26 protein-coding genes, 1 pseudogene and 1 riboswitch are annotated in these 23,727 nt (G+C 69.9%); of the genes and pseudogenes, 9 read left to right on the forward strand and 18 right to left on the reverse strand.

Annotated elements, in window-relative coordinates:
* The first annotated feature begins 16 nt into the window (after window positions 1-16).
* Window positions 17-424: an HNH endonuclease gene (locus tag ACFC02_RS09310; protein WP_376354604.1), complete on the forward strand. Its 408-nt coding sequence runs from the start codon at window positions 17-19 to the stop codon at window positions 422-424.
* A 14-nt stretch (window positions 425-438) separates the two neighbouring features.
* Complete coding sequence (locus ACFC02_RS09315) at window positions 439-1,302, forward strand: NgoMIV family type II restriction endonuclease (protein WP_376354434.1); 864 nt, start codon at window positions 439-441, stop codon at window positions 1,300-1,302.
* A gap of 21 nt (window positions 1,303-1,323) precedes the next feature.
* Here ACFC02_RS09315 and ACFC02_RS09320 read toward each other — a convergent pair whose 3' ends face one another.
* Window positions 1,324-2,586: a DNA cytosine methyltransferase gene (locus ACFC02_RS09320; RefSeq protein WP_376354437.1), complete on the reverse strand. Its 1,263-nt coding sequence runs from the start codon at window positions 2,584-2,586 to the stop codon at window positions 1,324-1,326.
* A gap of 81 nt (window positions 2,587-2,667) precedes the next feature.
* Here ACFC02_RS09320 and ACFC02_RS09325 point away from each other — a divergent pair, with 81 nt between their 5' ends.
* Window positions 2,668-3,114, forward strand: a complete 447-nt coding sequence (locus ACFC02_RS09325; RefSeq protein ID WP_376354440.1) for a very short patch repair endonuclease — start codon at window positions 2,668-2,670, stop codon at window positions 3,112-3,114.
* A 121-nt stretch (window positions 3,115-3,235) separates the two neighbouring features.
* Here ACFC02_RS09325 and ACFC02_RS09330 read toward each other — a convergent pair whose 3' ends face one another.
* Complete coding sequence (locus ACFC02_RS09330) at window positions 3,236-3,865, reverse strand: ATP-binding protein (protein WP_376354443.1); 630 nt, start codon at window positions 3,863-3,865, stop codon at window positions 3,236-3,238.
* 218 nt (window positions 3,866-4,083) lie between these two features.
* Here ACFC02_RS09330 and ACFC02_RS09335 point away from each other — a divergent pair, with 218 nt between their 5' ends.
* Together ACFC02_RS09335 and ACFC02_RS09340 are read left to right on the forward strand one after the other, a co-directional pair.
* Window positions 4,084-4,929: a helix-turn-helix domain-containing protein gene (locus ACFC02_RS09335; protein ID WP_376354446.1), complete on the forward strand. Its 846-nt coding sequence runs from the start codon at window positions 4,084-4,086 to the stop codon at window positions 4,927-4,929.
* Complete coding sequence (locus ACFC02_RS09340) at window positions 4,930-5,124, forward strand: DUF397 domain-containing protein (RefSeq protein ID WP_376354449.1); 195 nt, start codon at window positions 4,930-4,932, stop codon at window positions 5,122-5,124.
* Window positions 5,125-5,462: 338 nt separating this feature from the next.
* Here the strand turns inward: ACFC02_RS09340 and ACFC02_RS09345 are convergent, their stop codons facing one another.
* From ACFC02_RS09345 to ACFC02_RS09370, 6 genes are all read right to left on the reverse strand, one after another.
* Window positions 5,463-5,879 carry a YrdB family protein gene (locus tag ACFC02_RS09345; protein WP_376354452.1) on the reverse strand — a complete coding sequence of 139 codons (417 nt, stop codon included), beginning with the start codon at window positions 5,877-5,879 and terminating at the stop codon, window positions 5,463-5,465.
* A gap of 285 nt (window positions 5,880-6,164) precedes the next feature.
* Window positions 6,165-6,353 carry a hypothetical protein gene (locus ACFC02_RS09350; RefSeq protein ID WP_376354454.1) on the reverse strand — a complete coding sequence of 63 codons (189 nt, stop codon included), beginning with the start codon at window positions 6,351-6,353 and terminating at the stop codon, window positions 6,165-6,167.
* 37 nt (window positions 6,354-6,390) lie between these two features.
* A complete protein-coding gene (locus ACFC02_RS09355; protein ID WP_376354457.1) occupies window positions 6,391-6,873 on the reverse strand; it encodes a DUF2267 domain-containing protein in 483 nt (160 codons plus the stop codon).
* 101 nt (window positions 6,874-6,974) lie between these two features.
* On the reverse strand, window positions 6,975-7,394 hold the full coding sequence (locus ACFC02_RS09360) for an Hsp20/alpha crystallin family protein (RefSeq protein ID WP_376354460.1): 420 nt from the start codon (window positions 7,392-7,394) through the stop codon (window positions 6,975-6,977).
* 87 nt (window positions 7,395-7,481) lie between these two features.
* A complete protein-coding gene (locus ACFC02_RS09365) occupies window positions 7,482-8,378 on the reverse strand; it encodes an alpha/beta fold hydrolase (protein WP_376354463.1) in 897 nt (298 codons plus the stop codon).
* Between the two features lie 113 nt (window positions 8,379-8,491).
* A complete protein-coding gene (locus ACFC02_RS09370) occupies window positions 8,492-8,965 on the reverse strand; it encodes a carboxymuconolactone decarboxylase family protein (protein WP_376354606.1) in 474 nt (157 codons plus the stop codon).
* Between the two features lie 238 nt (window positions 8,966-9,203).
* On the opposite strand from ACFC02_RS09370, the gene ACFC02_RS09375 reads away from it, so the two are divergent.
* Entirely contained in the window at window positions 9,204-9,509 is a 306-nt protein-coding gene (locus ACFC02_RS09375) for a hypothetical protein (RefSeq protein ID WP_360972361.1), read from the forward strand.
* A 318-nt stretch (window positions 9,510-9,827) separates the two neighbouring features.
* On the opposite strand, the gene ACFC02_RS09380 is transcribed toward ACFC02_RS09375, so the two are convergent.
* Window positions 9,828-10,784 carry a GlxA family transcriptional regulator gene (locus tag ACFC02_RS09380; RefSeq protein ID WP_376354467.1) on the reverse strand — a complete coding sequence of 319 codons (957 nt, stop codon included), beginning with the start codon at window positions 10,782-10,784 and terminating at the stop codon, window positions 9,828-9,830.
* Between the two features lie 252 nt (window positions 10,785-11,036).
* Here ACFC02_RS09380 and ACFC02_RS09385 point away from each other — a divergent pair, with 252 nt between their 5' ends.
* Complete coding sequence (locus tag ACFC02_RS09385) at window positions 11,037-11,519, forward strand: DUF2269 family protein (protein ID WP_376354470.1); 483 nt, start codon at window positions 11,037-11,039, stop codon at window positions 11,517-11,519.
* A 17-nt stretch (window positions 11,520-11,536) separates the two neighbouring features.
* Here the strand turns inward: ACFC02_RS09385 and ACFC02_RS09390 are convergent, their stop codons facing one another.
* The 6 genes and pseudogenes from ACFC02_RS09390 to ACFC02_RS09415 all read right to left on the reverse strand — a co-directional run bounded on the left by ACFC02_RS09390 (window position 11,537) and on the right by ACFC02_RS09415 (window position 18,503).
* Complete coding sequence (locus ACFC02_RS09390; RefSeq protein WP_376354472.1) at window positions 11,537-13,084, reverse strand: MFS transporter; 1,548 nt, start codon at window positions 13,082-13,084, stop codon at window positions 11,537-11,539.
* A gap of 75 nt (window positions 13,085-13,159) precedes the next feature.
* Window positions 13,160-14,527 carry a DUF445 domain-containing protein gene (locus ACFC02_RS09395; RefSeq protein ID WP_376354475.1) on the reverse strand — a complete coding sequence of 456 codons (1,368 nt, stop codon included), beginning with the start codon at window positions 14,525-14,527 and terminating at the stop codon, window positions 13,160-13,162.
* A gap of 144 nt (window positions 14,528-14,671) precedes the next feature.
* Window positions 14,672-15,584, reverse strand: a pseudogene (locus ACFC02_RS09400) (DUF1707 domain-containing protein).
* Window positions 15,585-15,617: 33 nt separating this feature from the next.
* On the reverse strand, window positions 15,618-16,655 hold the full coding sequence (locus ACFC02_RS09405; protein ID WP_376354609.1) for an ATP-binding cassette domain-containing protein: 1,038 nt from the start codon (window positions 16,653-16,655) through the stop codon (window positions 15,618-15,620).
* A gap of 176 nt (window positions 16,656-16,831) precedes the next feature.
* Window positions 16,832-17,710 carry an ABC transporter permease gene (locus ACFC02_RS09410; RefSeq protein WP_376354478.1) on the reverse strand — a complete coding sequence of 293 codons (879 nt, stop codon included), beginning with the start codon at window positions 17,708-17,710 and terminating at the stop codon, window positions 16,832-16,834.
* Window positions 17,703-18,503, reverse strand: coding sequence for an ABC-2 family transporter protein (locus ACFC02_RS09415; RefSeq protein ID WP_360972377.1), 801 nt, complete (start codon window positions 18,501-18,503; stop codon window positions 17,703-17,705). The genes ACFC02_RS09410 and ACFC02_RS09415 overlap by 8 nt, the downstream gene beginning before the upstream one ends.
* 901 nt (window positions 18,504-19,404) lie before the next feature.
* On the opposite strand from ACFC02_RS09415, the gene ACFC02_RS09420 reads away from it, so the two are divergent.
* The gene (locus ACFC02_RS09420) at window positions 19,405-21,789 is read left to right on the forward strand and encodes a transglycosylase domain-containing protein (RefSeq protein ID WP_376354482.1); all 2,385 of its coding nucleotides are present in this window, start codon (window positions 19,405-19,407) and stop codon (window positions 21,787-21,789) included.
* A gap of 71 nt (window positions 21,790-21,860) precedes the next feature.
* Here ACFC02_RS09420 and ACFC02_RS09425 read toward each other — a convergent pair whose 3' ends face one another.
* The 3 genes from ACFC02_RS09425 to ACFC02_RS09435 all read right to left on the reverse strand — a co-directional run bounded on the left by ACFC02_RS09425 (window position 21,861) and on the right by ACFC02_RS09435 (window position 23,091).
* Window positions 21,861-22,181: a multidrug efflux SMR transporter gene (locus ACFC02_RS09425; protein ID WP_360972607.1), complete on the reverse strand. Its 321-nt coding sequence runs from the start codon at window positions 22,179-22,181 to the stop codon at window positions 21,861-21,863.
* A 62-nt stretch (window positions 22,182-22,243) separates the two neighbouring features.
* Window positions 22,244-22,318, reverse strand: a riboswitch (guanidine-III (ykkC-III) riboswitch).
* 44 nt (window positions 22,319-22,362) lie between these two features.
* Window positions 22,363-22,719, reverse strand: a complete 357-nt coding sequence (locus ACFC02_RS09430) for a co-chaperone GroES (protein WP_037853273.1) — start codon at window positions 22,717-22,719, stop codon at window positions 22,363-22,365.
* Window positions 22,720-22,761: 42 nt separating this feature from the next.
* On the reverse strand, window positions 22,762-23,091 hold the full coding sequence (locus ACFC02_RS09435; protein WP_360972381.1) for a DUF3618 domain-containing protein: 330 nt from the start codon (window positions 23,089-23,091) through the stop codon (window positions 22,762-22,764).
* A gap of 141 nt (window positions 23,092-23,232) precedes the next feature.
* On the opposite strand from ACFC02_RS09435, the gene bcp reads away from it, so the two are divergent.
* Window positions 23,233-23,700 (forward strand): thioredoxin-dependent thiol peroxidase, encoded by a 468-nt coding sequence (bcp, locus tag ACFC02_RS09440; RefSeq protein WP_376354486.1) that lies wholly within the window; start codon window positions 23,233-23,235, stop codon window positions 23,698-23,700.
* Window positions 23,701-23,727 lie beyond the last annotated feature (27 nt).

Consider the following 23,727-nt stretch of genomic DNA (forward strand, 5'->3'; position numbering starts at 1 on the left):
GGTTAAGCGCGAGGTGATGGAGCGCGACGGCAGGCGCTGCGTCGTGTGCGGGACGGCGGCTGGGGAGTCATACCCGGGTGATCCGACTAACAAGGCCCGGCTCACCATCGGACACCGAGTACCGCAGGAGCGATTGCGGTCTCGCGGAGCCGCCGACGATATCGATAATTGGCGAACCGAGTGTGCACGATGTAACGAGCCAGTCCGGGATGCGATCCCTGACCCCATCCAGTACGACGAAGTACTAGCCCAGGTCAAGCGTATGAGCCGCGACAACAAGCGAACGCTGCTCAGTTGGCTGGAACGAGGGGAGCGCACTCGATCGGAACTTGATCGTGTCTACGACCTAGCTCGGATCCTTGGGCAAACAGAAAAAGAGCATCTCGTCGCATACTTGCAAACCAGTTCAGCACCCTCACGCTAAGGAGCATCTCTCACGTGACAGCAGCACTGACCGCCGCCAGGAAGAACTTCCATGACGAGCTTGTCGATAGACAGACACTATCGCTGTCACTTGATGGCGTAGCCTCAAATGCGGACAGCAGCCAGCGGACTAGCGTCGACGTCGCGCTAAGGATCGCAAAAGACCTGTCCACTCAGACCATTCCCAAAAAACTCACAGGACAGCGAGTCGGAAAGCAGTTCGAGGAAGCCGTCGAAGGCTTTCTATCAGAAACCTTTCCCCTATTTCAATCCCTTCGACCCGGCCACTGGAGCATCGAGAACGTTGGCGGTTCTCGCAGCGAGTACCAGATTTCAAAATACGAACCCTACACTCACCTGGCCGATCTCGCAAATGCAATCAGGAGCGATCGAAACCTCGCATCAGTCCTGGGGAATTCATATGAAATCAGCCCTGACATTCTGATTCTCCGAAACCCCGAGCCAGACTCCGTAATCAACCGCGATTACGATCTCGTAGATTCAAAATCGGGCCAGCATGCCGCAATTAGGTCCGCCAATCAGCCACACCCGATCGTTCACGCCATAGTTTCATGCAAGTGGACGCTGAGGAGCGATCGGGCTCAGAATGCGCGCTCGGAGGCACTCAACGTAATCCGCAACCGTAAAGGACGCACTCCGCACATTGCGGTCGTTACTGGCGAACCTTCTCCGTCCAGATTGGCATCCTTGGCTCTCGGAACGGGCGATATCGACACCGTCTACCATTTCGCCCTGCCTGAACTAATCACCGCAGTCCAGGAAACACAGAACGACGAGGCAATTAGCATGCTTCACACTCTGGTTTCCGGTAAGCGCCTACGCGACATCAGCGATCTTCCCCTAGACCTGGCTATCTAGTGGAGATTTCCGCGAGAGTGACTAACTAATACGAGATCGCAACTCCGCGAACCGCGCGTGCCGCTCGTGGCCGGCCTGGCCCGTGAAGCCCTTGAAGCCCGAGAGCCGGTACGCGCGGCCTCCCAGTTGCTCATCCTCGTCGATCACGAAGTCCCGTGCGAGCAGAGCCATCCGGCGTTCAAAGCTGAGGGAATCCATCTTCTCGCCAGCGAGCTTCACCAGTTCCTTCTCTGTCAGCGCGGTCGACGCATTCTTCAGTGCCAGGTAAAGCCGATCATGCATGACCTCGCTCTCAACTTCAGCCAGCTGTTTGGGCTCGCCTTTTTGATGCAGCGCGTTGGCAATGGAACTGCCAACTGCCCGGGCTACAGGAGGCGGAAAAGCATTGCCGATCTGCCGATACCTTGTGGTCTTGCGTCCAGTGAAGTGCCACTCGTATTCAGATCCACTTTCCCAACCCTGAATGCGCGCCACCATCTCGGTAGTGAGCTTCGGCACAAAATCGATGGGGGTCGACGTAGTTGGTGGGCCGTCGGCAACCCCCATGGCATCTACTCCGAGGTTACGCCAAGCTGCTTTGGCGCGGGTAGGACCAAGATCAGCACCGCCATGCTTCTTCGATCCACCAACAACCGTAGGGGCGATATCATTTGCCTTCTTCGCCCAGGCATCGGCACCTAGCCAGCCCTTATCGGCCATCATGTCGCGCAGTGCGGTTCCAACGGTGTCCTTTGTCGGCTCTTTCGCTGGCCATTCGAACCACTGGGCGTCTTCATGACGCATAGCGACAAGGACGAACCGGGGCCGCAGCTGAGGAACACCGTAGTCGTTTGCTTGCAATAGCTGCCAGTCGGACCAATATCCCAGGTCTTTGAGGCGGTCTTTGACGTGCTGCCTGTAGGCGGAAAAACGGGGCATCGAGAGGCCGCGCACATTTTCCAGAAGGAGAGCCCGGGGCCTCATCTTGCCTGCTAGCTCCACAGCCCAGGCGAAGAGGTCACGCTCGTCAGTTGCACCGAGCTGCTTGCCAGCAATCGAGAACGGAGGGCAAGGGACCCCACCAGCAAGGAGGTCGATGCCGACATAGTCATTCGGATCCCAAGTCCGTTCGTCGGCTACGTCACCGTGCGCTACTTTCCAATCACGGTTCTCGCGGAGCGTGTTCACGGCGTTCTCGTCCAGCTCGACAGCGAGGGCGTGGTTGAATCCTGCCAGCTCAAGGCCCAGCGACTGGCCCCCAGCGCCCGCGCAGATCTCAACGGCCGACAGATCAGCCACGCTCATGCCTACACCTCTCCTTGCTTAGGACTACCATCCTGAACCATCAAACACTGTGGGTCTGACACCAGGGCTACGGTGGAGGCGATGCCCCCGACCTCCGAACCCTCTGTGCCAACGCCGCCGACCCCTGGCCGGTCGCGCAACATGGCCGCGATCAAGCGACGAGACACCCGGCCTGAGCGAGCCATCCGGTCCTTGCTCCATGCCGCGGGGAAGCGCTACCGGGTTGACGTCCGTCTGCAACTGGGGGACGTCCGCCCCCGACCGGACATCGTCTTCACCCGCGCCCGAGTGGCTGTCTTCGTGGATGGCTGCTTCTGGCACTGCTGCCCTCAGCATGGTCGGCAGCCTGGTGTCAATGGCGGATACTGGGGGCCGAAGCTTGAGCGCAATGTTGCCCGGGACCGAGCCGCGAACGAGGTCCTCACAGCCGCCGGCTGGACTGTCGTGCGAGTGTGGGAACACGAGGCTCCAGAAGAGGCAGCCAAACGCATCATCGCCGTGCTCGATGGCGTTACCCCTGCTAGCTAGTAGTGATCTACGAGCAGTATGGCGCTGTCCGTGCAGGGAACCTCCTTGGGGAGACGCAACGCATGTCCGCGAGGTCTCGCCTCGTGAGCAATGCCACAGATGCGCTTCAGCCAGCCCGTCGCTAGGCCGCCCTCGCTTCGGCTTCGTAGTGCAGCTGGGCCCGGTCCAGCACGTCGTCCGGGTCCAGACCGCGCGCTGACGTCCAGTGGAGCAAGTCAGCGATCAGCTCGATGGCCGACTCCTCCAAGGCTGACTCACGCAGGCGTCCCTCCAGGGGCACGTCCCTGCGCCCCTGATAGTTCTCGAGCGCATCCACAGCTCGTTCCATCCGGCGGCAAGCCGCCTCAGAACCCAGCGCGATCTCGCACCAGACGGCCTTGCCCATGACGGTGACGATGGTTCCCCAGTCCACTGCCATAGCCGTCAGCAAGTGCAGGCCCCGGCCGCACTCTCCATCACACCCGGCACTGCGTGGAGTCGGCCGTACCGTGCTCTTGTCGTGCATCTCAACACGCAACCGGTCTCGCCTCCGCTCAAGGATGAGAGTTGCCGACACCCCTTCGCCGACGTGCTTGATGACGTTCGTCGAGAGCTCCGTAACGATCAACTCCGTCTCATCACAAGCCGTCGGCAGACCCCACTGGTCCAACTGCGCCGCGACCGCCTTCCGCAGTAGACGGACCTCCGTCGGTACTGCCTCAAAGGGCAGGACGCAACGGTCCTCACGATTCCTGCTGTTGGTGGCCAGCATGAGCCATCCTCCCTCCCGCGCCACGCACGTGCCTCACCTAACGCATCGAGGCTGCTGCACTGCGTAGCGATCCGTCAGACGAGAATGGCACAGAGAAGTTTCGCCATGTAACTTCTCACGCGAATCGATCGGGTGAATCCCGTAGTGAGCCGACCGCCGCGCTGCCTAGCCTGTTCCCGCCCGAGCGAGTGCCTGGGCGTCACGCGCAGAGGAGCCCCATGCCTGAGAGGACCACCACTCGCCGCCGTCAACTGGGCGCAACACTGCGCAAGTTGCGAGCCCGTAAGGGCATGACCCTGGAGGAAGCAGGACGGCTGGTCGGCGTGTCCAAGGCGACGGTCAGCCGGTACGAGACCCAGGCCGGTCCGGTGAAGTGGATCGTCGTCGATGCGCTGTGCCGCGAGTACGGAGCGACCGACGCCGAGCGGGAGGCCGTCGTACGGCTGGCCAAGGATGCGAAGCAGCAGGGGTGGTGGAGTTCGTTCGCCGACTCCATCCCGGAGAGCATGAACCTGCTGCTCACGCTTGAGGATGAAGCCGTACACGAGAACCATTTCTCATGCGTCTACGTCCCTGGGCTTCTGCAGACCCGGGCGTACACCACCGCCCTGCAGAAGGCCAACGAGATCCGGCTGGACCCCGCAGAGATCGAACGGCTGGTGGACATCCGCATGAAACGCCAGGAGATCCTCACCAGGCCGAAACCGCTCCGCATGTGGGCCATTCTCGACGAGTCGGTCATCCGCCGTGTCGTCGGTTCAGCCGAGATCATGAAGGAACAGCTCGACAGGCTTCTCGAAGCCAACGAGTCGTCCCACATCAGGCTGCAAGTGCTGCCGTTCTCCAAGGGCGCTCACGCCGCCGCCCTCGGCAGCTTCGTCATCATCGGCGGGACCGAGTCACCTCTCGACGTGGCTTACGTCGACTTCCACACCGGCTCGCTCTTCTTGGAGAAGGATGAAGAGCTTGAGCGATACAGACTTGCGTTCGAGTACCTGCGCGCACAAGCGTTGGACGTGGAGGCCTCCTCCGCCATGATCCAACGCGCCCGCAAGGAGCTGTGAATGCCCGTCGGTACCCGGCCCGTCTCCGCATCCGCCTGGTTCAAGTCCTCGTACAGCGGCGGCAACGCCACCGAGTGTGTGGAATGCGCGTACACCAGCCAAAGCGTCCTGATACGCGACTCCAAACAGGTGGAGGGCGCCATCCTGCGAGTCAGGCCCGAGGTGTGGTGGCTGTTCGTGCGAGACCTGGCTTAGAACTCCTGCCCGACTACGGCGGCCGGGCACGGGGCCGGGTTGGCCCCTCACGCTCACGAATGCGGCGGAGTCGCCGTTCGCACTTCGGCTGCCGGAAGGTCAGGCACACGCTTCGCGTTCCGGCCCCCTGATGCGCGCACCCACCGCAGGGGCCGGTTGAGGCGGCGGCCTCCGCGCCTGGGGCGGAGGCCGTCCGCATTCCGCGCAGTGCCAGCAGGTCTTGAAGACCGAGGGCGCCGGCACCCCCGATTGGCCGACGGTGCCTGCCGACGGTCGGAAACTCCGACGCGTGCGGGCGGCTACATGGCAACGGCCCACCGGATAGGCCCGAGCTCGGACTACAGCAGGGGGTCTAGCCCCACCTGCCGCGAACGACGGAACGTCTCCGCCACCGCCGTGTTCGCGACGACCAGGCCAGCCAGCGCGATGGCAGCCGTGGGATGGCCGACCTCGTACACGGCCGTGGCGCCACCGCCCAGGACCACGGCCTTGACCATCAGGACCAGCGGGAGACCGGGGCGCAGCCGGGCCTTCGGGGCGGCGAAGAGGGCCCAGAGAGTGATGGCCAGGGCGGGAGTGCCGAGGCCCAGGAGGATGCGCATCGCGCCGTGGCCGGTGGTGAAGCCCCACCAGGTCAGGGTGGCCAGCGCACCCAATTCCAGGAGGAAGGCCAGGATTTCGTTGGCCGCGTACCAGGGACGTATGCGTGGGGGCGTCACCGCGACGCGGGCGGTGTTCTCCATCGTACCGTCCATCTTTCCTCCCCCGTGAGCGTCGCCTTGACGGCCACGAGGCACAGCCTCGCACGGGCAACCGGCCGGTTGACGGCCTTTCGCACGTGAGGCCGCCCCGCAGACCGTCCGTCCCGTGGTTTCTGGGGATGGTGACCTGGCTGCTGCCCTACCCGGGAGAGCTCCACGTGACCGGGCAGCGGAGCGGTCCAGGGGCAGCCGAACACAGCGCTCAGGATCGAGCCGGTGCGACGGCGGGCCCGTGCCGGGGACCCGTCCCGGACACGGGGCACTGCCGGTTCGTCGAGGTCAGGAGCCTGCTCGCGCCCCGCGCACGGTCTTCAGGTGGTCCTCAATATGCCGGAGGCGTCTCCGCACACCAGGGTCCGTTCCGTCGCCGAGTTCGTAGTGGAGGGCCGGGCGGGCCGTGGGGCCGAGGCCTCGGCAGGGGGTGTCCGTCAGGGTGCTGTCCAAGCAGCCCCGCCCGATGTCGGCCACGGAGTCCGGGCCGAAGGTGAGAGAGGGATCCGGCCACTCAGGCTGTGCGGTGCGCCCGCCGGGGCCCGCCCAGTTCCGCCCTGCCGAAGAGCAGCGCGTACCCCGTCGGCAGATGGGTCAGGACGTCCGTCAGGACGGGTGGGGGCAGGAGGTCTGCCAGGACGGTCAGCACCGTGCCGGTGTCCCAGCGGGCCGTTGCCGGGGTGGAGTTGTCGAGGCGGGACGCCACCGCTTCGACGAAGTCCGGGGCCGGCAGGGGTCGGAGGGCCGGGATCTGGGAGGCGAGCACCCTTGCCGCCTCCTCGGGGAGGGCGCGGGCCAGGGCCACGCGTTCGTCACCGGTCACGTGGGTGCCGAGGACCGAGAGGACGGTGCGGGTGATGTGTTCCGCCTCCGCTCTCGTCCGGTAGCCGCCCGCTTCCCGCACCCGTTCGGTCAACGTGAGCCAAGTGGTGTCAGTAGAAGGGAAGTTCGCGGGTGTACTGGTCGTCTTCCTGGTGGGGGCCGCCGTCGCGGTCATCGTGTGGGGTCTCCTCCGCCTGGGTTCGCTCTCCGGGGTGGCGCGTGGCCGCGTCCCGTGAGCGGGGTACGGGCTCACGGGACGCTTCCTCGAAGGTGTTCTCAGCTGCTCAGCTGCCTGCGTTCGCCGCCGCCGGTGATCTGGATCTTGCGCGGCTTGGCCTGCTCGGCCACCGGGATGCGCAGCGTGAGGACGCCGGCCTCGTACGAGGCGTCGATGCGTTCCGTGTCGAGTGTCTCGCCGAGGAACAACTGGCGGGTGAAGGTGCCCGTGGGTCGTTCGCAGACGAGCATTTCCGCGCCGTCGGGGGCCGGGGGCTTCCGCTCGGCGTGGACGTTGAGCACGTTCCGTTCGACGTCGAGGTCGATGGTCTCCGGATCGACCCCGGGGAGGTCGAAGTGGACGACGAAGTCGTCTCCCGAGCGGTAGGCGTCCATGGCCATGGCACCGGGGCGGGTGGGACCGAAGGCCTGCTGCGCGAGGCGGTCGAACTCGCGGAAGGGGTCGGAGCGCATGAGCATCACAGGTCACTCCTTTCTCGTGGCACTGAGTGCGATGCCCTACGTCTCTTTATATAGCTCGCCGGATGAAACCTGACAAGCCCCGACTCAGGTCAGGAACGCCGCCACCGCCTCGTACAGGGCTTCCGGCTGGTCCAGGTGGACGTCGTGGGCCGCGGCGGGGACGGTCAGCGGCGTGGTGTCGTGGGGGCGGCGGGCGTGCATCTCCGTGAACTCCGCCTCGCGCATCGTGCCGGCGGCGCCCCTCACCACCAGCGTGGGGCAGGTGATCGTCTGCCACTCGCGCCAGTGGTCGTGCCGGGTGAGTTCGGCGATCGAGGACACCATCACGTCTTTGTCGACCCGCGGCCACCAGCCGTCCGCGCGCTCCTCCAGGCCCCGCGCCCAGGCCTCGTGGCCGAAGAAGCCGGTGGCCGCCTCGGCGGTGGGGAACGGGAGCGGCCAGGAGTCCAGCCAGGCCGCGATCTGCCCGGGGACGTCAGGCGGTGCCGCCGCCGGGCCCGCCTCGATCAGGATCAGGGACTCCACCAGCTCGGGGCGGGCTGCGGCCAGGAGCAGGGCGGTGTGGCCGCCGAAGGACTGGCCGACGAGGACGGCCGGGGCCAGGGCGAGGGTCTCGATCAGCGCCGCCGCGTCCGCGACGCAGGCCTCCCGTGTCACGTCCTCGGGGCGGCGCGTGCTGTCGCCGTGGCCCCGGGCGTCGTACGTCACCACGCGGTGGCCGGCCGCTACGAGACGCGCGGCCAGGTCGTCCCATTCGCCGCGGTGTCCCGCCAGGCCGTGCAGGAGGAGTACGGGTTCCGGCCGGTCCGAGGGGGGTTGGGAAGGGGGTGGGTCGCGGTCCTCCGGCGTGCGGTCCACGGGGGTGTGGTCGTCGTAGGCGATGTGGGTGCCGTCCGGGCGGGACAGGCGGCCCCGACGGGTACGGGCGGTGGCGGTGCTGGTAGTGGTGTCTTCGTGCGTCGTCTTCGGTTCGTCAGGCACCGCTCGGCCCCCCAGCGGAAGATCACCGTTCGATTCGGTGGTCAGCCTATGCCGGGGGGCATGAGGGTGTAGCGAGGCCTCGCGGTGGGGCTCGTGGTGAACCGGATCGGCCGTCAGCCGAACATGCCCGGCTCGTAGTCGCCCGCGGGCTGCTGGATGACGACGTTCAGGCGGTTGTACGCGTTGATCAGGGCGATGAGGCCGACGAGGGCGGCCAGCTGGTCCTCGTCGTAGTACTTGGCCGCGTTCTCCCACACCTCGTCGCTCACGCCGCCGGCCGCGTCCGCGATGCGGGTGCCCTGCTCGGTCAGTTCCAGGGCCGCGCGCTCGGCCTCCGTGAAGACCTTCGCCTCCCTCCACGCGGCGACCAGGTGGAGGCGCTGCGCCGTCTCGCCGGCGTGCGCGGCGTCCTTGGTGTGCATGTCCATGCAGAAGCTGCAGCCGTTGATCTGGCTGGCGCGGATCTTCACCAGCTCCTGCGTCGCGGCCGGGAGCGTCGAGTCCGACAGGACCTTTCCGGCCGAGTTGATGTAGCGGAAGAACTTGCCGGCGACGGGGTTCTGGAAGATGTTGAGGCGGGCTTCCATCGTGGGCTCCTTGGGCGTCTTGGGCATCGTTGCTCGTCTTCGTGCGGTTGCACTGATACGACGGATCCGGGGCGCGGTGTGTGACAGGCCGACGGGTCCTGATGGTGTGACCTGGGTCTCACTCTGGCGTGCTCGGGGGCGGTCCGCCCGTCGGCGGGGCCGGGGGTTAGCCTCGGGTCGTTCGACACGTGCGGGAGTCTCGGCACGTGCGGGAGTCGGGGGAGACAGGGAGACAGTGATGGCGAGGATTCCTACGGCAGCGGTCGCCGCGACCGGGCTCGTCGGCGGCTACGGGGTGGCCCGCTGGACCAAGAAGCGGCAGTTGGGCGGGGCCGTACTGGCCGTCGCCGGTGCCACCGCCGCGCAGCAGTGGCGGCAGCGGGCGGGCGGGAAGGCGGCGGGTGCGCTCACGGCCGCCTACGTCGCCGCGTTCGCCGGGTCGCACCCGCTGGCCAAGAAGGTGGGCGCCTGGCCCGCCGTGTTCGGGGTCGCCGGCGCGGTCGCCGCCGCCTCCTGGGCCGTCGCCGACCGGCGCGGCTCGTAAGCCGACCGGCGCGCAGGGCTCGTACGCCGACCGGCGCGCCAGGCTCGTAAGCGTCTAGACGCGCCGGGCTCGTAAGCCGACCGGCGCGTGGAGTTCGTACGCCAGCCGGCGCGCACGGCTCGTACGCCACCCGGCGTGCGCGGCTCGCGGGCCGGCCGGGCCGGCTCGAACGCCGACCGGTGCGCGCCCGCAGGCCTACCGGCGCGGGCCGAGGCCGTCCGGCGCGGGCTCGTGACCGGCCCTGACCGAGTCCGAGCCGATGCGTGGGACGCGCGTCCCGCTCGCGTCCGCGCTCCCGCCCCCTCAGCCCCCGCCGCCTCAGCCGCCCGCCGCCTGGAACGACTTCCGGTACGCCCTCGGGCTCGTGCCCACCACCCGCCGGAAGCGCTCACGGAACGCCGTCGGGGAGCCGAAACCGGCCTGCGCGGCGATGTGCTCCACCGGGTACGGCGTCGTCTCCAGCAGGTGCTGGGCGCGCCGTACCCGCGCGCGGTGCAGCCACTGCAACGGCGTCGTGCCGGTCTGCTCGCGGAACCGGCGGTTGAGGGTGCGGGTGCTCATGCCCGCCCGGGCCGCGATCTCCTCCAGGGCGAGGTCGCGGTCGCAGTGCTCCTCCAGCCACCGCAGCACCGGCTCCAGCGTGGCGCCGGAGGGGGCCGGAGGCAGGTCGTGGACGATGAACTGCGCCTGGCCGCCCTCCCGTTCCAGCGGCATCACCGACATGCGGGCCGCGTGCGCGGCGATGGCCGAGCCGTGGTCCTTGCGGATCATGTGCAGGCACATGTCCAGGGCCGCGGCGGCGCCCGCGGAGGTCAGGAGCCGGCCGTTGTCGACGTAGAGGACGTTCGGGTCGACGGTCACCTCCGGGTACCGCTCCGCCAGGGTCCCGGCCGCGGCCCAGTGGGTCGTCACGCGCAGGCCGTCCAGCAGGCCGGTGGCCGCGAGGACGAAGGCGCCCACGCAGATCGAGGCGATGCGGGTGCCGTGCGCCGCCGCGGCGCGCAGCGCGTCCGCGACGCCGGGCGGGAGCGGGGCGGTGGGGTCGGCGACCCCCGGCACGACGATCGTGTCGGCCTCGGCCAGCGTCTCCAGCCCGTACGGCGCCTGGACGGTGAACGCGCCGCCGGCCGCCCGCACCTGCGGGCCCACCGAGCAGACCCGGGTCTCGTACAGGGGCCGGCCGTCCGGCTGCCGCGCCCAGCCGAAGGTGTCGACGGGGGCGGCGAGGTCGAACGGGATCACCTGGTCCAACGCGAGGACGGCCACGATGTGCATGCCGGGAGCGTAGGCGCGCGTACCTCGGGCGGGCACTGGGGGTGGCCCCTCAACCGGTCCACACCAGTCCTCAAACCCGGTCCACACACCCGGTCCCCACGCCCGGTCCCGGCACCTGGGCCCGCCCGGTCCCCACGCCCGGCCCCGGCACCTGGTCCCCACGTCGGTCCCCGTCCCTGCCTGGCGGGAATCTGTCGGTACCTGGCATTCTTGCCGCTTCTTCCGGCTCGGCGGCCCGTCTAGCGTCGGCGCGTGACCAAGTTCCTCCTCGCCGTGCACGTCCTGGCCGCGATCGTCGCGGTCGGGCCCGTCACCGTCGCCGCCAGCATGTTCCCGCCCGCCGCGCGCCGCGCGCTGTCCGCGCCGGAGGATCCGCGGGCCGCGGAGACCGTACGGCTGCTGCTGCGGATCTGCCGGGTGTACGCCGTCGTCGGCGTCGTCGTGCCGGTGTTCGGGTTCGCCACGGCACGGAACATGGGGGTGCTGGGCGACACCTGGCTCATCGTGTCCATCGCGCTGACCGCGCTCGCCGCGCTCGTGCTCGCCGCGTTCGTCCTGCCCCGCCAGGCAGCGCTCGCCGAGGGCGTCACGGGCGGCGGCACGACCGGCGGCACCGGCGCGGACACCGCCCGCGCCACCGCCCGACTGGCCATGTTCACCGGCCTGTTCAACCTCCTGTGGGCCGCCGTCACCGTCCTGATGATCGTCAGGCCGGGCTCGACGACGGGGGCGTGACGACCGGGGCGTGAGGGTCAGGCCGGGCTAGACGACGGGGGCGTGACGTCGGGGCGGCCCTTCTTCGCGCCAGGGCCGGACTTCCCCCTCACGGCGGTCAGCGGCTCGGCGATGTCCTCCAGGGAGCGGCGCTCGGCGTCGACCGCGAGGAAGGCGGCCACCAGGCCCGCCGCGCACATCAGGGCGGCGCCGATCGAGAAGGCGAGGACCGTGTCCCCGACCTTGCCGGTGCCCGTGAGGTCGGCGAAGAGCACCGGGCCGCTGATGCCGCCGGCGGCGGTGCCGAGGGCGTAGAAGAAGGCGATGGACATCGCCCTGGTCTCCATGGGGAAGATCTCGGAGACGGTCAGGTACGCGCTGGAGGCGCCGGCCGAGGCGAAGAACAGCACCGCGCACCAGCAGGCGGTCAGCGTGGTCGCGTCGAGCGCGCCGCGGTCGAACAGCCAGGCCGTGCCGAAGAGCAGCAGGCCGGACAGCAGGTAGGTGGAGGAGATCATCACCCGGCGGCCGACCGTGTCGAAGAGCTTGCCGAGCAGCAGCGGGCCCAGGAAGTTGCCGACCGCGATGACGGCGAAGTAGTAGCCGGTGTGGTCGGCGGGGACGTCGAAGAACTTGGTGAGGATGGCGCCGAAACCGAAGGTGATGGCGTTGTAGAGGAAGGCCTGGCCGATGAAGAGGGAGAAGCCGAGGACGGCCCGCTTGGGGTAGTCGGCGAAGACCGTACGGCCGATCTCCAGGAAGGAGATGGTGCGGCGCTGGTGGATGGTGAGCTCGCCGTGCGGCTCCGGCAGCTGTTCGCCCGTCTCGGACTCGATCCGCTGTTCGATCCCGGCCACCACCTCCTCGGCCTCGCGGTCCCTGCCGTGGATCAGCAGCCAGCGCGGGCTCTCGGGGACGTGCCGCCGGACGAGGAGGATGACCAGGGCGAGTACGGCGCCGAGCGCGAACGTCAGCCGCCAGCCCAGGTCGGCGGCGAGGAAGTGGGTGTTCAGCGCGAGGATCGACAGCAGCGAACCGCCGACCGCGCCCACCCAGAAGCTGCCGTTGATGATCAGGTCGACCCGGCCGCGGTAGTTCGCGGGGATCAGTTCGTCGATCGCGGAGTTGATGGCCGCGTACTCGCCGCCGATGCCGAACCCGGTCAGGAAACGGAAGAGGAAGAACCACCAGGCCTGGAAGGAGACGGCGGTCAGGGCCGTCGCCGCGAGGTACACCGCCAGGGTGATCATGAACAGCTTCCGGCGGCCGTAGCGGTCGGTCAGCCGGCCCCAGAACAGGGCGCCGACGCAGGCCCCGGCCACGTACAGCGCGGCGGCGACACCGGTGACCTGCCCGGAGCTGATCGCCAGACCGCTGCCCGGCTCCGACAGGCGGCTGGCGATGTTGCCGACGACGGTGACTTCCAGACCGTCCAGGATCCACACGGTGCCCAGACCGACGACGATGGTCCAGTGCCAGCGCGACCAGGGAAGGCGGTCGAGTCTGGCGGGGATGTCGGTGGTCACGGTGCGGCCGGTGCCGTCACCTGCCGCCCCTGCGGCGCTTGCGGCGTCTGCGGTGGCCATGGGCTCCCTCCTCGTCGAGCGGACCTCACTCCGGGTGCCCCCGAACCCATGGGATCACGCCCTGGCACCGGCCGCCTACGCTCCGAGGACGCGCGACACCGTGTAGATCAGCAGCCCCGCCAGCGAACCCACGACCGTGCCGTTGATCCGGATGAACTGGAGGTCACGGCCGATGTGCGCCTCGATCTTGCGGGTGGTGTGCTCCGCGTCCCAGCCCGCCACGGTGTCGGTGATCAGAGAGGTGATCTCCGTGCGGTACGTCTCCACGACGTACACCGCCGCGCCCTCCACCCAGCGGTCCACCTTGCCCTGCGTCCTGGGGTCCTCGGCCATCCGGTTGCCCAGGGAGAGCAGGGAGGCCCGCACCCGCAGCCGCAGTTCGCTGCGTTCGTCCTCCGCCGCCGAGACGATCATCGACCGCACCGCGGACCAGGCCGAGGCGATCAGGTCCTGCACCTCACCACGGCCCAGCACCTCGCTCTTGAGGCGTTCGACACGGGCCCGGGTGTCGCTGTCGGACTGGAGGTCGGAGGCGAAGTCGGTGAGGAAGCGGTCCAGCGCCCCGCGCGCGGGGTGGCTCGGCATGTCCCGCATCTCGGTGACGAACCGCAGCAGCTCCCGGTAGACACGCTCACCGACCTTCCGGTCGACGAACTTCGGGGTCCAGCCGGGCGCCCCGCCCTGCACGGCGTCCATCACCGAGTCGCCGTGCAGCACCAGCCAGTCGTGCGCGCGGCTGACCACCAGGTCGACGACGCGCCGGTGCCCGCCGTCGGCGACGATCTTCTCCAGCATCTTGCCGAGACCGGGCGCGATCTCCTGCACCGCCGCCCGGCGCGTGATCGCCTCGCCGACCACGGCCTGCACGTCCGAGTCGCGCAGCACCGTCAGCGCGCCGCGCAGCGCGGTGGCCAGCTCGGCGGTCACCCGGTCGGCGTGCTCCGGACGGGCCAGCCAGGCGCCCAGCCGGCTGCCGATGCCCACGGCGCGCAGCCGCTGCCGTACGACGTCCCCGGCAAGGAAGTTCTCGCCGACGAACTCCCCCAGCGAGACGCCCAGCTGGTCCTTCTTCGTGGGGATGATCGCGGTGTGCGGGATGGGCAGGCCGAGCGGGTGGCGGAAGAGGGCGGTGACCGCGAACCAGTCGGCGAGCGCACCGACCATGCCCGCCTCGGTGGCCGCTGCGACGTACCCCGCCCAGGCGCCGGCGCCGGTGTGCTGGGCCCACTTGGCCAGGACGTACACCACCGCCACGAACAGCAGCAGCCCGGTCGCGGTCAGTTTCATCCGGCGCACACCGCGCCTGCGCTCCTCGTCGGCGGGGCTGAACACGGTCATCGTGCGGCGGGAGACGGCCGCGGCATCCGCCGCTTCCGCATCCGCCTGTGGCACAGCCGTCGTCGTTCGTTCCATCCGCTCCACCCGTTCCGTGTTCCCGCACACGCGCCGCGCACGATTGTCCCCTCCTGACCTACTCCCGGAACGGAACAGGAGTTCCCGACACCACCCGGAAGGGACGAGGGAGGGGAAGGGTGACGAAGGGGAAGGAAGGGGAAGAAGGGGGAGGAAGGAAGGGCAGCGGCGGCCCTAGAAGTCACGGTGCCCGCGGCCGTCGCGGCGCCGGTCCCAGCGGTCCCGGTGCTGCTCCCAGCGTTCGCGGTGCTGCTCCCGGCGCTCCTCGTGGCGCTCGCGGTGCTGCTCCATGCGCTCCTCGTGGCGCTCCCACTGCCGCTCCCAGCGCTCCCGGCGCCCGTCGCGGCGGTCCGCCTCCAGCTCGCGGCGCTCGGCCCTGCGGTCCAGCTTCTCCTGGCGGCGCTCCTCCCGCTGCCGCTGCCGCTCGGCCTTGGTGAGCTTGCGCTCCACTCCGACGCCGCCCCCAGAAGGCGAAGCCCGTGACGATCACGCGCGGGGCGCCCGGCTCACCCGGCACGCCCTCCTCGCGGTGGTCGAAGCCGCCCATGATGCCGATGCCGCGCACGACCACCTCGACGCCGGGCGGCACGATCACCTGCGCACCGCCCATGATCGCGATGCAGTTGATCTCGACCTCGCGGTCGGCGAAGTTCGCCTCGCGCAGGTCGATCTCGCCGCCGCCCCAGAAGGAGAAGCAGGTGAAGCGCTTGGGGACCGTCCACCGCCCCTTGCGCTGGAAGCCGGACATGACGGCGACGGCCCACGCCGACGACCCCTCGCCGCCGGTGATCCGCCCCGCCCAACTCCCGTCCGCCTCAGGCTCCTTGTGCAGGGAGACCGTCGGGGCCACGGGCGCGGCGCCCTGCCCGACCGGCAGGTCGCGGGTGATCGGCGCCAGCTCCCCGTACGTGCGCGCCTTGTACGTCGCGTCCAGCCGCTCCTCGAACTCGCCCATGTCCAGGCGGCCTTCGGCGAGGGCGTCCCGCAGGACCTCGGCGACCCGTTCACGGTCGGCGTCGGAGGCGCGCAGCTCGGGCACGGCGGGCCCGGCGGGCGTCTCCCCAGGGGGCGGCACGGCATCGGTCATGGGCAGCAGCCTACGAGTTCACCGCGCGGGAGGCTACGAGCCCACACGTTCCGCCCCGGACTCGTACATCCTGGCGATCACCGCCTCGATGTCCGGCTCCCGCACCGACAGGTCCACCAGCGGATAGCGGTCCGCGATCCGCGCCACCAGCGGGGCCGCCGACTCGCCCGCCGGGAACGCCAGCCACTGCCGGGGGCCCTCGACGCGGACCACGCGTGCGCCCGGCACCTCGACCGGGGGCAGTTCGCGCTCCAGGTCCACCACCAGGGTGCGCTCCCCCTCCCCCGCCTCGTGCAGACCGGCCAGCGGGCCGTCGTACATCAGGCGCCCGTGGTCGATCACCATCACCCGCGAACACAACTGCTCGATGTCCTGGAGGTCGTGCGTGGTGAGCAGCACCGTCGTACCGCGCTCGGCGTTCAGGTCGCGCAGGAAGTCACGGACCCTGGCCTTGCTGATCACGTCCAGGCCGATGGTCGGCTCGTCCAGGTAGAGCACCTCGGGGTCGTGCAGCAGCGCCGCCGCGATGTCACCGCGCATGCGCTGGCCGAGCGAGAGCTGCCGTACGGGGACGTCCAGCAGGTCGGCCAGTTCCAGGAGTTCCACGCAGCGGTCGAGGTTCTCGCGGTAACGGGCGTCGGGGATGCGGTACATGCGGTGCATCAGCCGGTACGAGTCGATGAGCGGCAGGTCCCACCACAGCGTCGTCCGCTGCCCGAACACCACCCCGATGCGCTGGGCCAGCCGCGTCCGCTCGCGGGAGGGATCGATGCCCGCGATCCGCAGCCGGCCGCCGCTCGGGGTGAGGATGCCCGTGAGCATCTTGATCGTCGTCGACTTGCCCGCGCCGTTCGGGCCGATGTAGCCGACGATCTCACCGCGCGCCACGGTGAAGGAGATCCCGTCCACCGCCCGCACCCGCCGCCGCTCCCGCTTCAGGAAGCCGGTCTTCTTGCGCACGTCGAAGACCTTCTCGACCCGGTCGAGTTCGATGAACGCGCCGCCGACCGCGCTGTCCGCCACGCCTTCGAGCGCGCCCTCGACCGCACTGTCGACCACGCTTTCGAGCATGTCGTCGACCGTGCCTTCCGCCGTGCCCGTGCCTTCCGCCGTGCCTTCCGCCGTGCCTTCGGCCGTGCCTTCGGCCGTGCCTTCCGCCGTGCCTTCGGCCGTGCCTTCGGCCGCAGTCTCGACCACGCCTTCGACCGCGCCGTCCGGTCCCGTGTCCATGTCCGCCCCGCGTCCCTTCAGCTTCCCGTACTCCGATACGACCGCAGCCCCGCCCGCCAGGCCAGCCCCGCCAGCGCGGCGCAGGCCACCGCGACCAGCGGCGAGACGAACGCCGTCCACTGCGGCAGCGCCAGCGGGTAGGGGCGCCCGAGCACGTAGGCCGCGGGCAGCCAGTTGACGAAGGCCAGCGGCAGGACGAACGTCACCCCGCGCACCAGCTCCCTGCCGAACACGGTCGGCGGGTACTCCAGCAGCGTGGTCCCGCCGTAGGTGAACGCGTTCTGCACCTCGGAGGCGTCCTGCGCCACGAACTGGAAGGCCGCGCCCGCCACGAACACCGCGCAGAAGATCACGCAGCCGCTCAGCACCATCACCGGCATCAACATCACCTTGAGCACCGTCCAGTGCAGGTCCAGCGTGCACAGGGCGTACCCCAGCACCAGCAGCCCCTGCGTGACGCGGCCCAGCCGGCGCAGCGCGAACCGGTCCGCGGCGACCTGCGCCAGCACCGGGGCCGGGCGCACCAGCAGCGTGTCCAGCGTGCCGTCGCGCACCCGCCGCCCCAGCCGGTCCATCGAGCCGATCGCGAGGTCCGCCAGCCCGAAGGACGTGCCCGAAAGCCCGTACAGGAGGGCGATCTCCGGCAGCGAGTAGCCGCCGAGCGCGTCCACGCGCGAGAACATCAGCAGGATCGCCACGAAGTCCAGCGCCGTCGCCGCGAAGTTGCCGATGGTGGTCATCACGAACGACGCCCGGTAGGCCATCGTGGAGCGCAGCCACATCGCGGCGATCATGCGGTAGGCGCGCAGCCCGTCGGCGAGCCGGCGGCGGCGCGGCGGCGCGGGAACGGGTTCGCGCGTGAGTGCCCGGTCCGCGCCGCCCGCGGTCTCAGCCACCCTGCACCACCACCCGCCGCGTCGCCACCGTCTGCAACAGCCGGCCGGCCCCCAGCAGCGCCGCCGCCCACGCGCCCTGGAAGGCGTACGTGCGCAGCGGATCCGCGTGTCCCAGCAGCACATCGGCCGGGGCCTGGAGCAGCGACGACCACGGCAGGACCCGTACGACCTCGCCGAGGGCGCCCGGGAAGACGTTCAGCGGGAGCAGCATCCCCGAGCAGAAGAGCCCGGCCAGCCACGCGATCTGCACGACACCCGCCCCGTCCAGGAGCCAGAACGCGCTCAGCGCCACCAGGAACCGGATCCCGAAGCTCACCAGCATCGCCAGCGGCACCGCGCCGAGGAACGCCGCCCAGGTCACCGGGTCCGTGGGCAGCGTGGCCGGGAAGAACAGCGCCCCGAAGACGAAGGGCACGACCCCGCGGCCCAGCAGCTGGAACGTCGCCCTGCCCACGTCCGCCGCGAGCCACCACAGCTGAAGGTCGGCGGGGCGGTGGAGATCCGTCGCGATGTCACCCGTACGGATGCGCTCCATCAGCTCGTCCTCGACGCCGCCCCCGCCGATCGCGAGCGTCGCGAGGAACGCCTGCCCCAGCCACACGTACGTCACCGCCTGGGAGCGGTCGTACCCGCCCAGATGCGGCCGGGCGTCCCACAGCGCGAGGTAGGTGTACACGAGGATCAGGCCGAAGACCGTGTTCGTGAACACCCCGGCCGCCGTGGCCGCCCGATACGTCGCGTACCGTCTGAATCCGCCCGCCGCGACGGCCGCGTACAACCGTCCAGCGCCCACGTCACGCCTCCCGAGCTCCGCCGACACCGAAGCGAAGGAGCCTAGTACGCGCGGAACGTGACGTGCCACGCATTTTCCGCGCCCCCGAAGTTTCGGCGCGCGGGAACGGAACGCTTGGTACGAGAGTCTTCATCCGGGGGCGCAAAAGGCAGAAGCCGCATGAGGGCGTACGGGAACGTACGAGGCGAAACAGGAGTCCGTGCACGAGATGAGCGACGAGCCGCAGCCGAAGGCCGGGGCGCAGCAGCCAGAGACCGGCGCGCGGCCACGGCCGCAAGCGCGACCGCAGTCGTGGCCCGGCCGGGAACCGCAGGGCCGACCCGGCCCGCACCCGGAGGCTGGGGCACAGCGCCAGGAGCCCGGGGTGGAGCCGGGTGCCGGTGCGGAGTCCGGCCCCGGTGCGGAGTCCGGCCCCGGTGCGGAATCGGGTGCGGGGGCCGCCGGTTCGCGGTCCGGAGACGGTTCGCGGTCCGAAGACGCGTCGCGGTCCGGAGACGGGTCGGGGGCGGGGGCCGGTTCCGGTGGTGAGCGCGGTCGTCCGGGCGCGGATTCAGTGCCGGAGCCCGGGCTCGGGACCGGGCCCGGACCCGAGCCCGGTCCCGGTCAGGATTCGGATCCGCAGGGCGGCCCGCGACGTCGTACGGCGCCTCCCGCCTGGGCGGCGGGAGCCGGTGCCGGCTCCGGGTCCGGTGCCGGTGCCGGTGCCGGCTCCGGTGCCGGTGCCGGTGCCGGCTCCGGTGCCGGTGCCGGTGCACGTACCGCCCCGGCCGCGCCACGCGCCGCCCTGACCACCACGGCCCACGCCTCCGTCGCCACCGACGGCAGCACGGGCGCGGGCGGCAAAGGCAAGCGGCCCAAGCGGCGGCGTACGGGGTGGCGGCGCATCTTCCCCACCTGGCGCATGACACTCGGCGGGTTCCTCACCCTCGTCCTGCTGGGCTTCGGCGCGTTCTTCGTCGGCTACTCACTGGTCAAGATCCCGCCCGCCAACGCCCTGGCCGTCAAGCAGGCCAACGTCTACCTCTACGCCGACGGCACCGAGATCGCCCGCGACGGCGAGGTCAACCGCGAGAGCGTCCCACTGGAGCAGGTCTCCAAGGCCGCCCAGCACGCCGTGCTCGCCGCCGAGGACCGCGACTTCTACACCGAGTCCGCCATCGACCCCAAGGCCGTGGTCCGCGGCGGCTGGCGCACCATCAGCGGCAAGGGCAAGCAGTCCGGCTCCACGATCACCCAGCAGTACGTGAAGAACTACTACCTGGGCCAGGAACAGACCGTCACCCGCAAGGTGAAGGAGTTCTTCATCTCGATCAAGCTGGACCGCAACAAGTCCAAGGACGAGATCTTCGAGGGCTACCTCAACACCAGCTTCTTCGGCCGCAACGCGTACGGCATCCAGGCCGCCGCCCAGGCGTACTACGGCGTGAAGGCCAAGGACCTCGACCCGGCCCGCGCCGCCTACCTCGCCGCCCTCGTCAACGCCCCCAGCGAATACGACGTGTCGGCCCACCCGGAGAACAAGACCGCCGCCGTCGCCCGCTGGAACTACGTCCTGGACGGCATGGTCAAGAAAGGCTGGCTCAGCGCATCCGAGCGGGCCGGCCTGAAGTTCCCGACGCCCAAGGCCGCCACCGTGCCCACCAACATGGCCGGACAGCGCGGCTACCTCGTGCACGCGGTGAAGGACTACCTCGCCAAGAACAAGATCCTCGACGAGGACGAACTGGCCGCCGGCGGCTACCGCATCACCACCACCCTGCAGAAGAACAAGCAGGACGCCTTCGTCAAGGCGGTCGACGACCAGCTGATGAACAAGCTGGACAAGAAGAACAACAAGACCGACGGCTACGTCCGCGCCGGCGGCGCCGCGGTCGACCCGAAGACCGGGCAGGTCGTGGCGATGTACGGCGGCATCGACTACGTCAAGCAGTACACCAACAACGCCACCCGGCGGGACTTCCAGGTCGGCTCCACCTTCAAGCCGTTCGTGTTCACCTCCGCCGTGCAGAACCAGTCCACCACCCAGGACTCCCGCCCCATCACCCCGAACACCCTCTACGACGGCACCGACAAACGGCCCGTGCAGGGCTGGAACGGCGGCCACTACGCGCCCGAGAACGAGGACCAGCAGTCCTACGGCGACATCACCGTCCGCGAGGCCACCGACAAGTCCGTCAACGCCGTCTACGCGCAGATGGCCGTCGACGTGGGCTCCGACAAGGTCAAGGACACCGCGATCGCCCTCGGCCTCCCGTCCGACACCCCGGAGCTGATCGGCTCCCCCTCGATCGCGCTCGGCGTCGCCCAGGCCAGCGTCCTCGACATGGCCGAGGGATACGCGACCCTCGCCAACCACGGCAAGCACGGCACGTACACGATCATCAAGAAGATCACCAAGGACGGCGCCGACGCGGTGGCCCTCCCGGGCCACGACAGCACCGCCTCCCAGGCCGTCAGCCGCGAGGCCGCCGACACCACCACCTCCGTGCTGCAGAGTGTCGTCCAGAACGGCACCGGGGCACCCGCCCAGGCGATCGGCCGCCCGGCCGCGGCCAAGACGGGCACCGCCGAGAACGACCAGGCGGCCTGGTTCGCCGGTTACACGCCCGACCTCGCCACCGTCGTCTCCGTCATGGGCCAGGACCCCGAGACCGCCGCGCACAAACCGCTCTACGGCGCCCTCGGCCTCGCCCGCGTCAACGGCAGCGGGCCGCCCGGCAGCATCTGGGCACAGTTCATGGGCGACGCCCTCAAGGGCACCCCCGTCAGCGACTTCGACCTCCGGCTCCAGCCCGGCGCCGACGAGAGCCAGGCACCCCCGAGCAGCCCGGCCCAGACCAGCCCGGGCACCGGCGCCGGCACCGCCGGCACCACCGTGACGCCGGGGGCCGACCGCGGCCAGGACACGCAGGGCCAGGGCACCCAGGGACAGGCTCAGGGACAGACCGGCGGCACACCGGGCGACTCCAGCGGCGGCACGCCCACGGACAGCGGCGGTACCGGAAACACGGGAGGCACCCAGGGCGGCCCCGGCGGCGACACCGGCACCACCGACGGCACGGGCGGCACTCCCCCCACCGGCGGGGGCACCCAGGGCGGCGGCACCCCCGGCGGATCCGGGGGCGGTACGCCGACCACCGGCGACCCCACCGGGGCCGGCGGCGCGAGCGCCGACGGCGGGTCCGGGACCGGCACCAGCACGGGCCCGGCCGCGGGCGGCACCGGCACGAACACCGGCACCGGCCCGGGCACGGGCCAGCACCTCACCACCCCGCGACGGCAGTAGGCGACAACGGCGGTAGCCCACGGGGCCGCCACAGGCCCGGGCCTGTGGCGGCCCGGGCCTGCCGGCTGTGGCTAGTGCCCCGAGGTGGCCTTCAGGCCCACCACGGCCACCAGCAGCAGACAGACGAAGAAGATCCGGGCGGCGGTCACCGGCTCACCGAGCACCACCATGCCCAGCACCGCCGCACCGGCCGCCCCGATCCCCACCCACACGCCGTAGGCCGTACCGATGGGCAGGGAACGGGCGGCGTAGGACAGCAGCAGCATGCTCGCGACGATCCCCGCGCCGGTCAGGACGCTGGGCACCGGCCGGGTGAACCCCTCGCTGTACTTCATCCCGATCGACCAGCCCACTTCCAGCAGACCGGCGACGACAAGCAGAACCCAGGCCACGACGGGCACCTCCGAGACGACGGCGACGCCGGACGGTCGACCGGGCGTCGCGACGGACATCAGGTGCGTCGTCTTTGCCTTCGACCCGGTACGGCGCGTCTCGTCGGGCTCCCTCCCGAGGTTAGCAAAGGAACGACAAAGGGGCCGGTGACAACGGTCACCAGCCCCTCGGGCCGTCCTGTCAGAGGTACAGACCGGTGGAGTCCTCCGAGCCCTCGAACCGGTCCGCGGCCACCGCGTGCAGATCCCGCTCGCGCATCAGCACGTACGCGGTACCCCGCACCTCGACCTCCGCCCGGTCCTCCGGGTCGAACAGCACCCGGTCACCCGGCTCCACGGTCCGCACGTTCTGCCCGACCGCGACGACCTCCGCCCAGGCGAGCCGACGGCCCACCGCCGCCGTCGCGGGAATCAGGATGCCGCCGCCCGACCGGCGCTCGCCCTCGCTCGTGTCCTGGCGGACGAGCACCCGGTCGTGCAGCATCCGGATGGGCAGCTTGTCCTCGTGGGGGCTGTGCTCGTTTCTGTTGGCGCTCACGCCTGAAACCTACCTGCTTCGGCCATGTCCGTACGGAGTGGGTCAGCCGCGGCGCTTGCGCCCGCCGACCGCGAGCAGGCCGACGACCCCCACCGCGAGCAGCGCGACCGGCACGATCCGCTCCAACCGGGGCGCGCCCGCCTCGTCCACGAACTGGGACCGCACGTCGCTCACCACCCGGTTGACCTGCACGTAGGCCCGGCCGAGGGTGTGGTCGACGTGGGAGGCGACCTTGGCCTTGGCGTCGCCGACGATGGTCTTCGGGTGCACGCGCACCCCGATCTCGTCGAGGGTCTCGGCCAGCGTCTCGCGGCGACGCCTGATGTCCGCCTCGATCTCAGCCGGGGTTCTGGTGTCCGCCGTGTCCGCCACCGTAGCGCCTCCGAAGTCAACTGATGCGTGTTCAGCACAGTCTGTCAGCTCTCGCCGCGACCGCACTGTCGGCACCCCCGGTTACCCTCGGACCGACACGGTATTGGCACCTACGAGGACACGCACGAGGAGAAGACTTCGATGAGCGAGCGACTCCAGCCCGGGGACGAGGCCCCCGCCTTCACCCTCCCCGACGCCGACGGCAACGAGGTGTCGCTGGCCGACCGCAAGGGCCGCAAGGTCATCGTGTACTTCTACCCGGCCGCCCTCACGCCCGGCTGCACCAAGCAGGCCTGCGACTTCACCGACAACCTCGACCTGCTCGCCGGCGCGGGCTACGACGTCATCGGCATCTCCCCCGACAAGCCGGAGAAGCTCGCGAAGTTCCGCGAGACCGAGTCCCTGAAGGTCACGCTCCTCGCCGACCCGGACAAGAAGGTCCTGGAGTCCTACGGCGCCTTCGGCGAGAAGAAGCTCTACGGCAAGACGGTCACCGGAGTCATCCGCTCCACGGTCGTCGTCGACGAATCCGGCAAGGTCGAACGAGCCCTGTACAACGTCAAGGCCACCGGCCACGTAGCCAAGATCATCAAGGACCTGGGGATCTGAGGCGGGAGGCTCCCGCCCTGCGAGCGG

The organism is Streptomyces sp. NPDC056160, from assembly GCF_042268205.1.
In the GTDB taxonomy this organism is placed as follows: domain Bacteria; phylum Actinomycetota; class Actinomycetes; order Streptomycetales; family Streptomycetaceae; genus Streptomyces.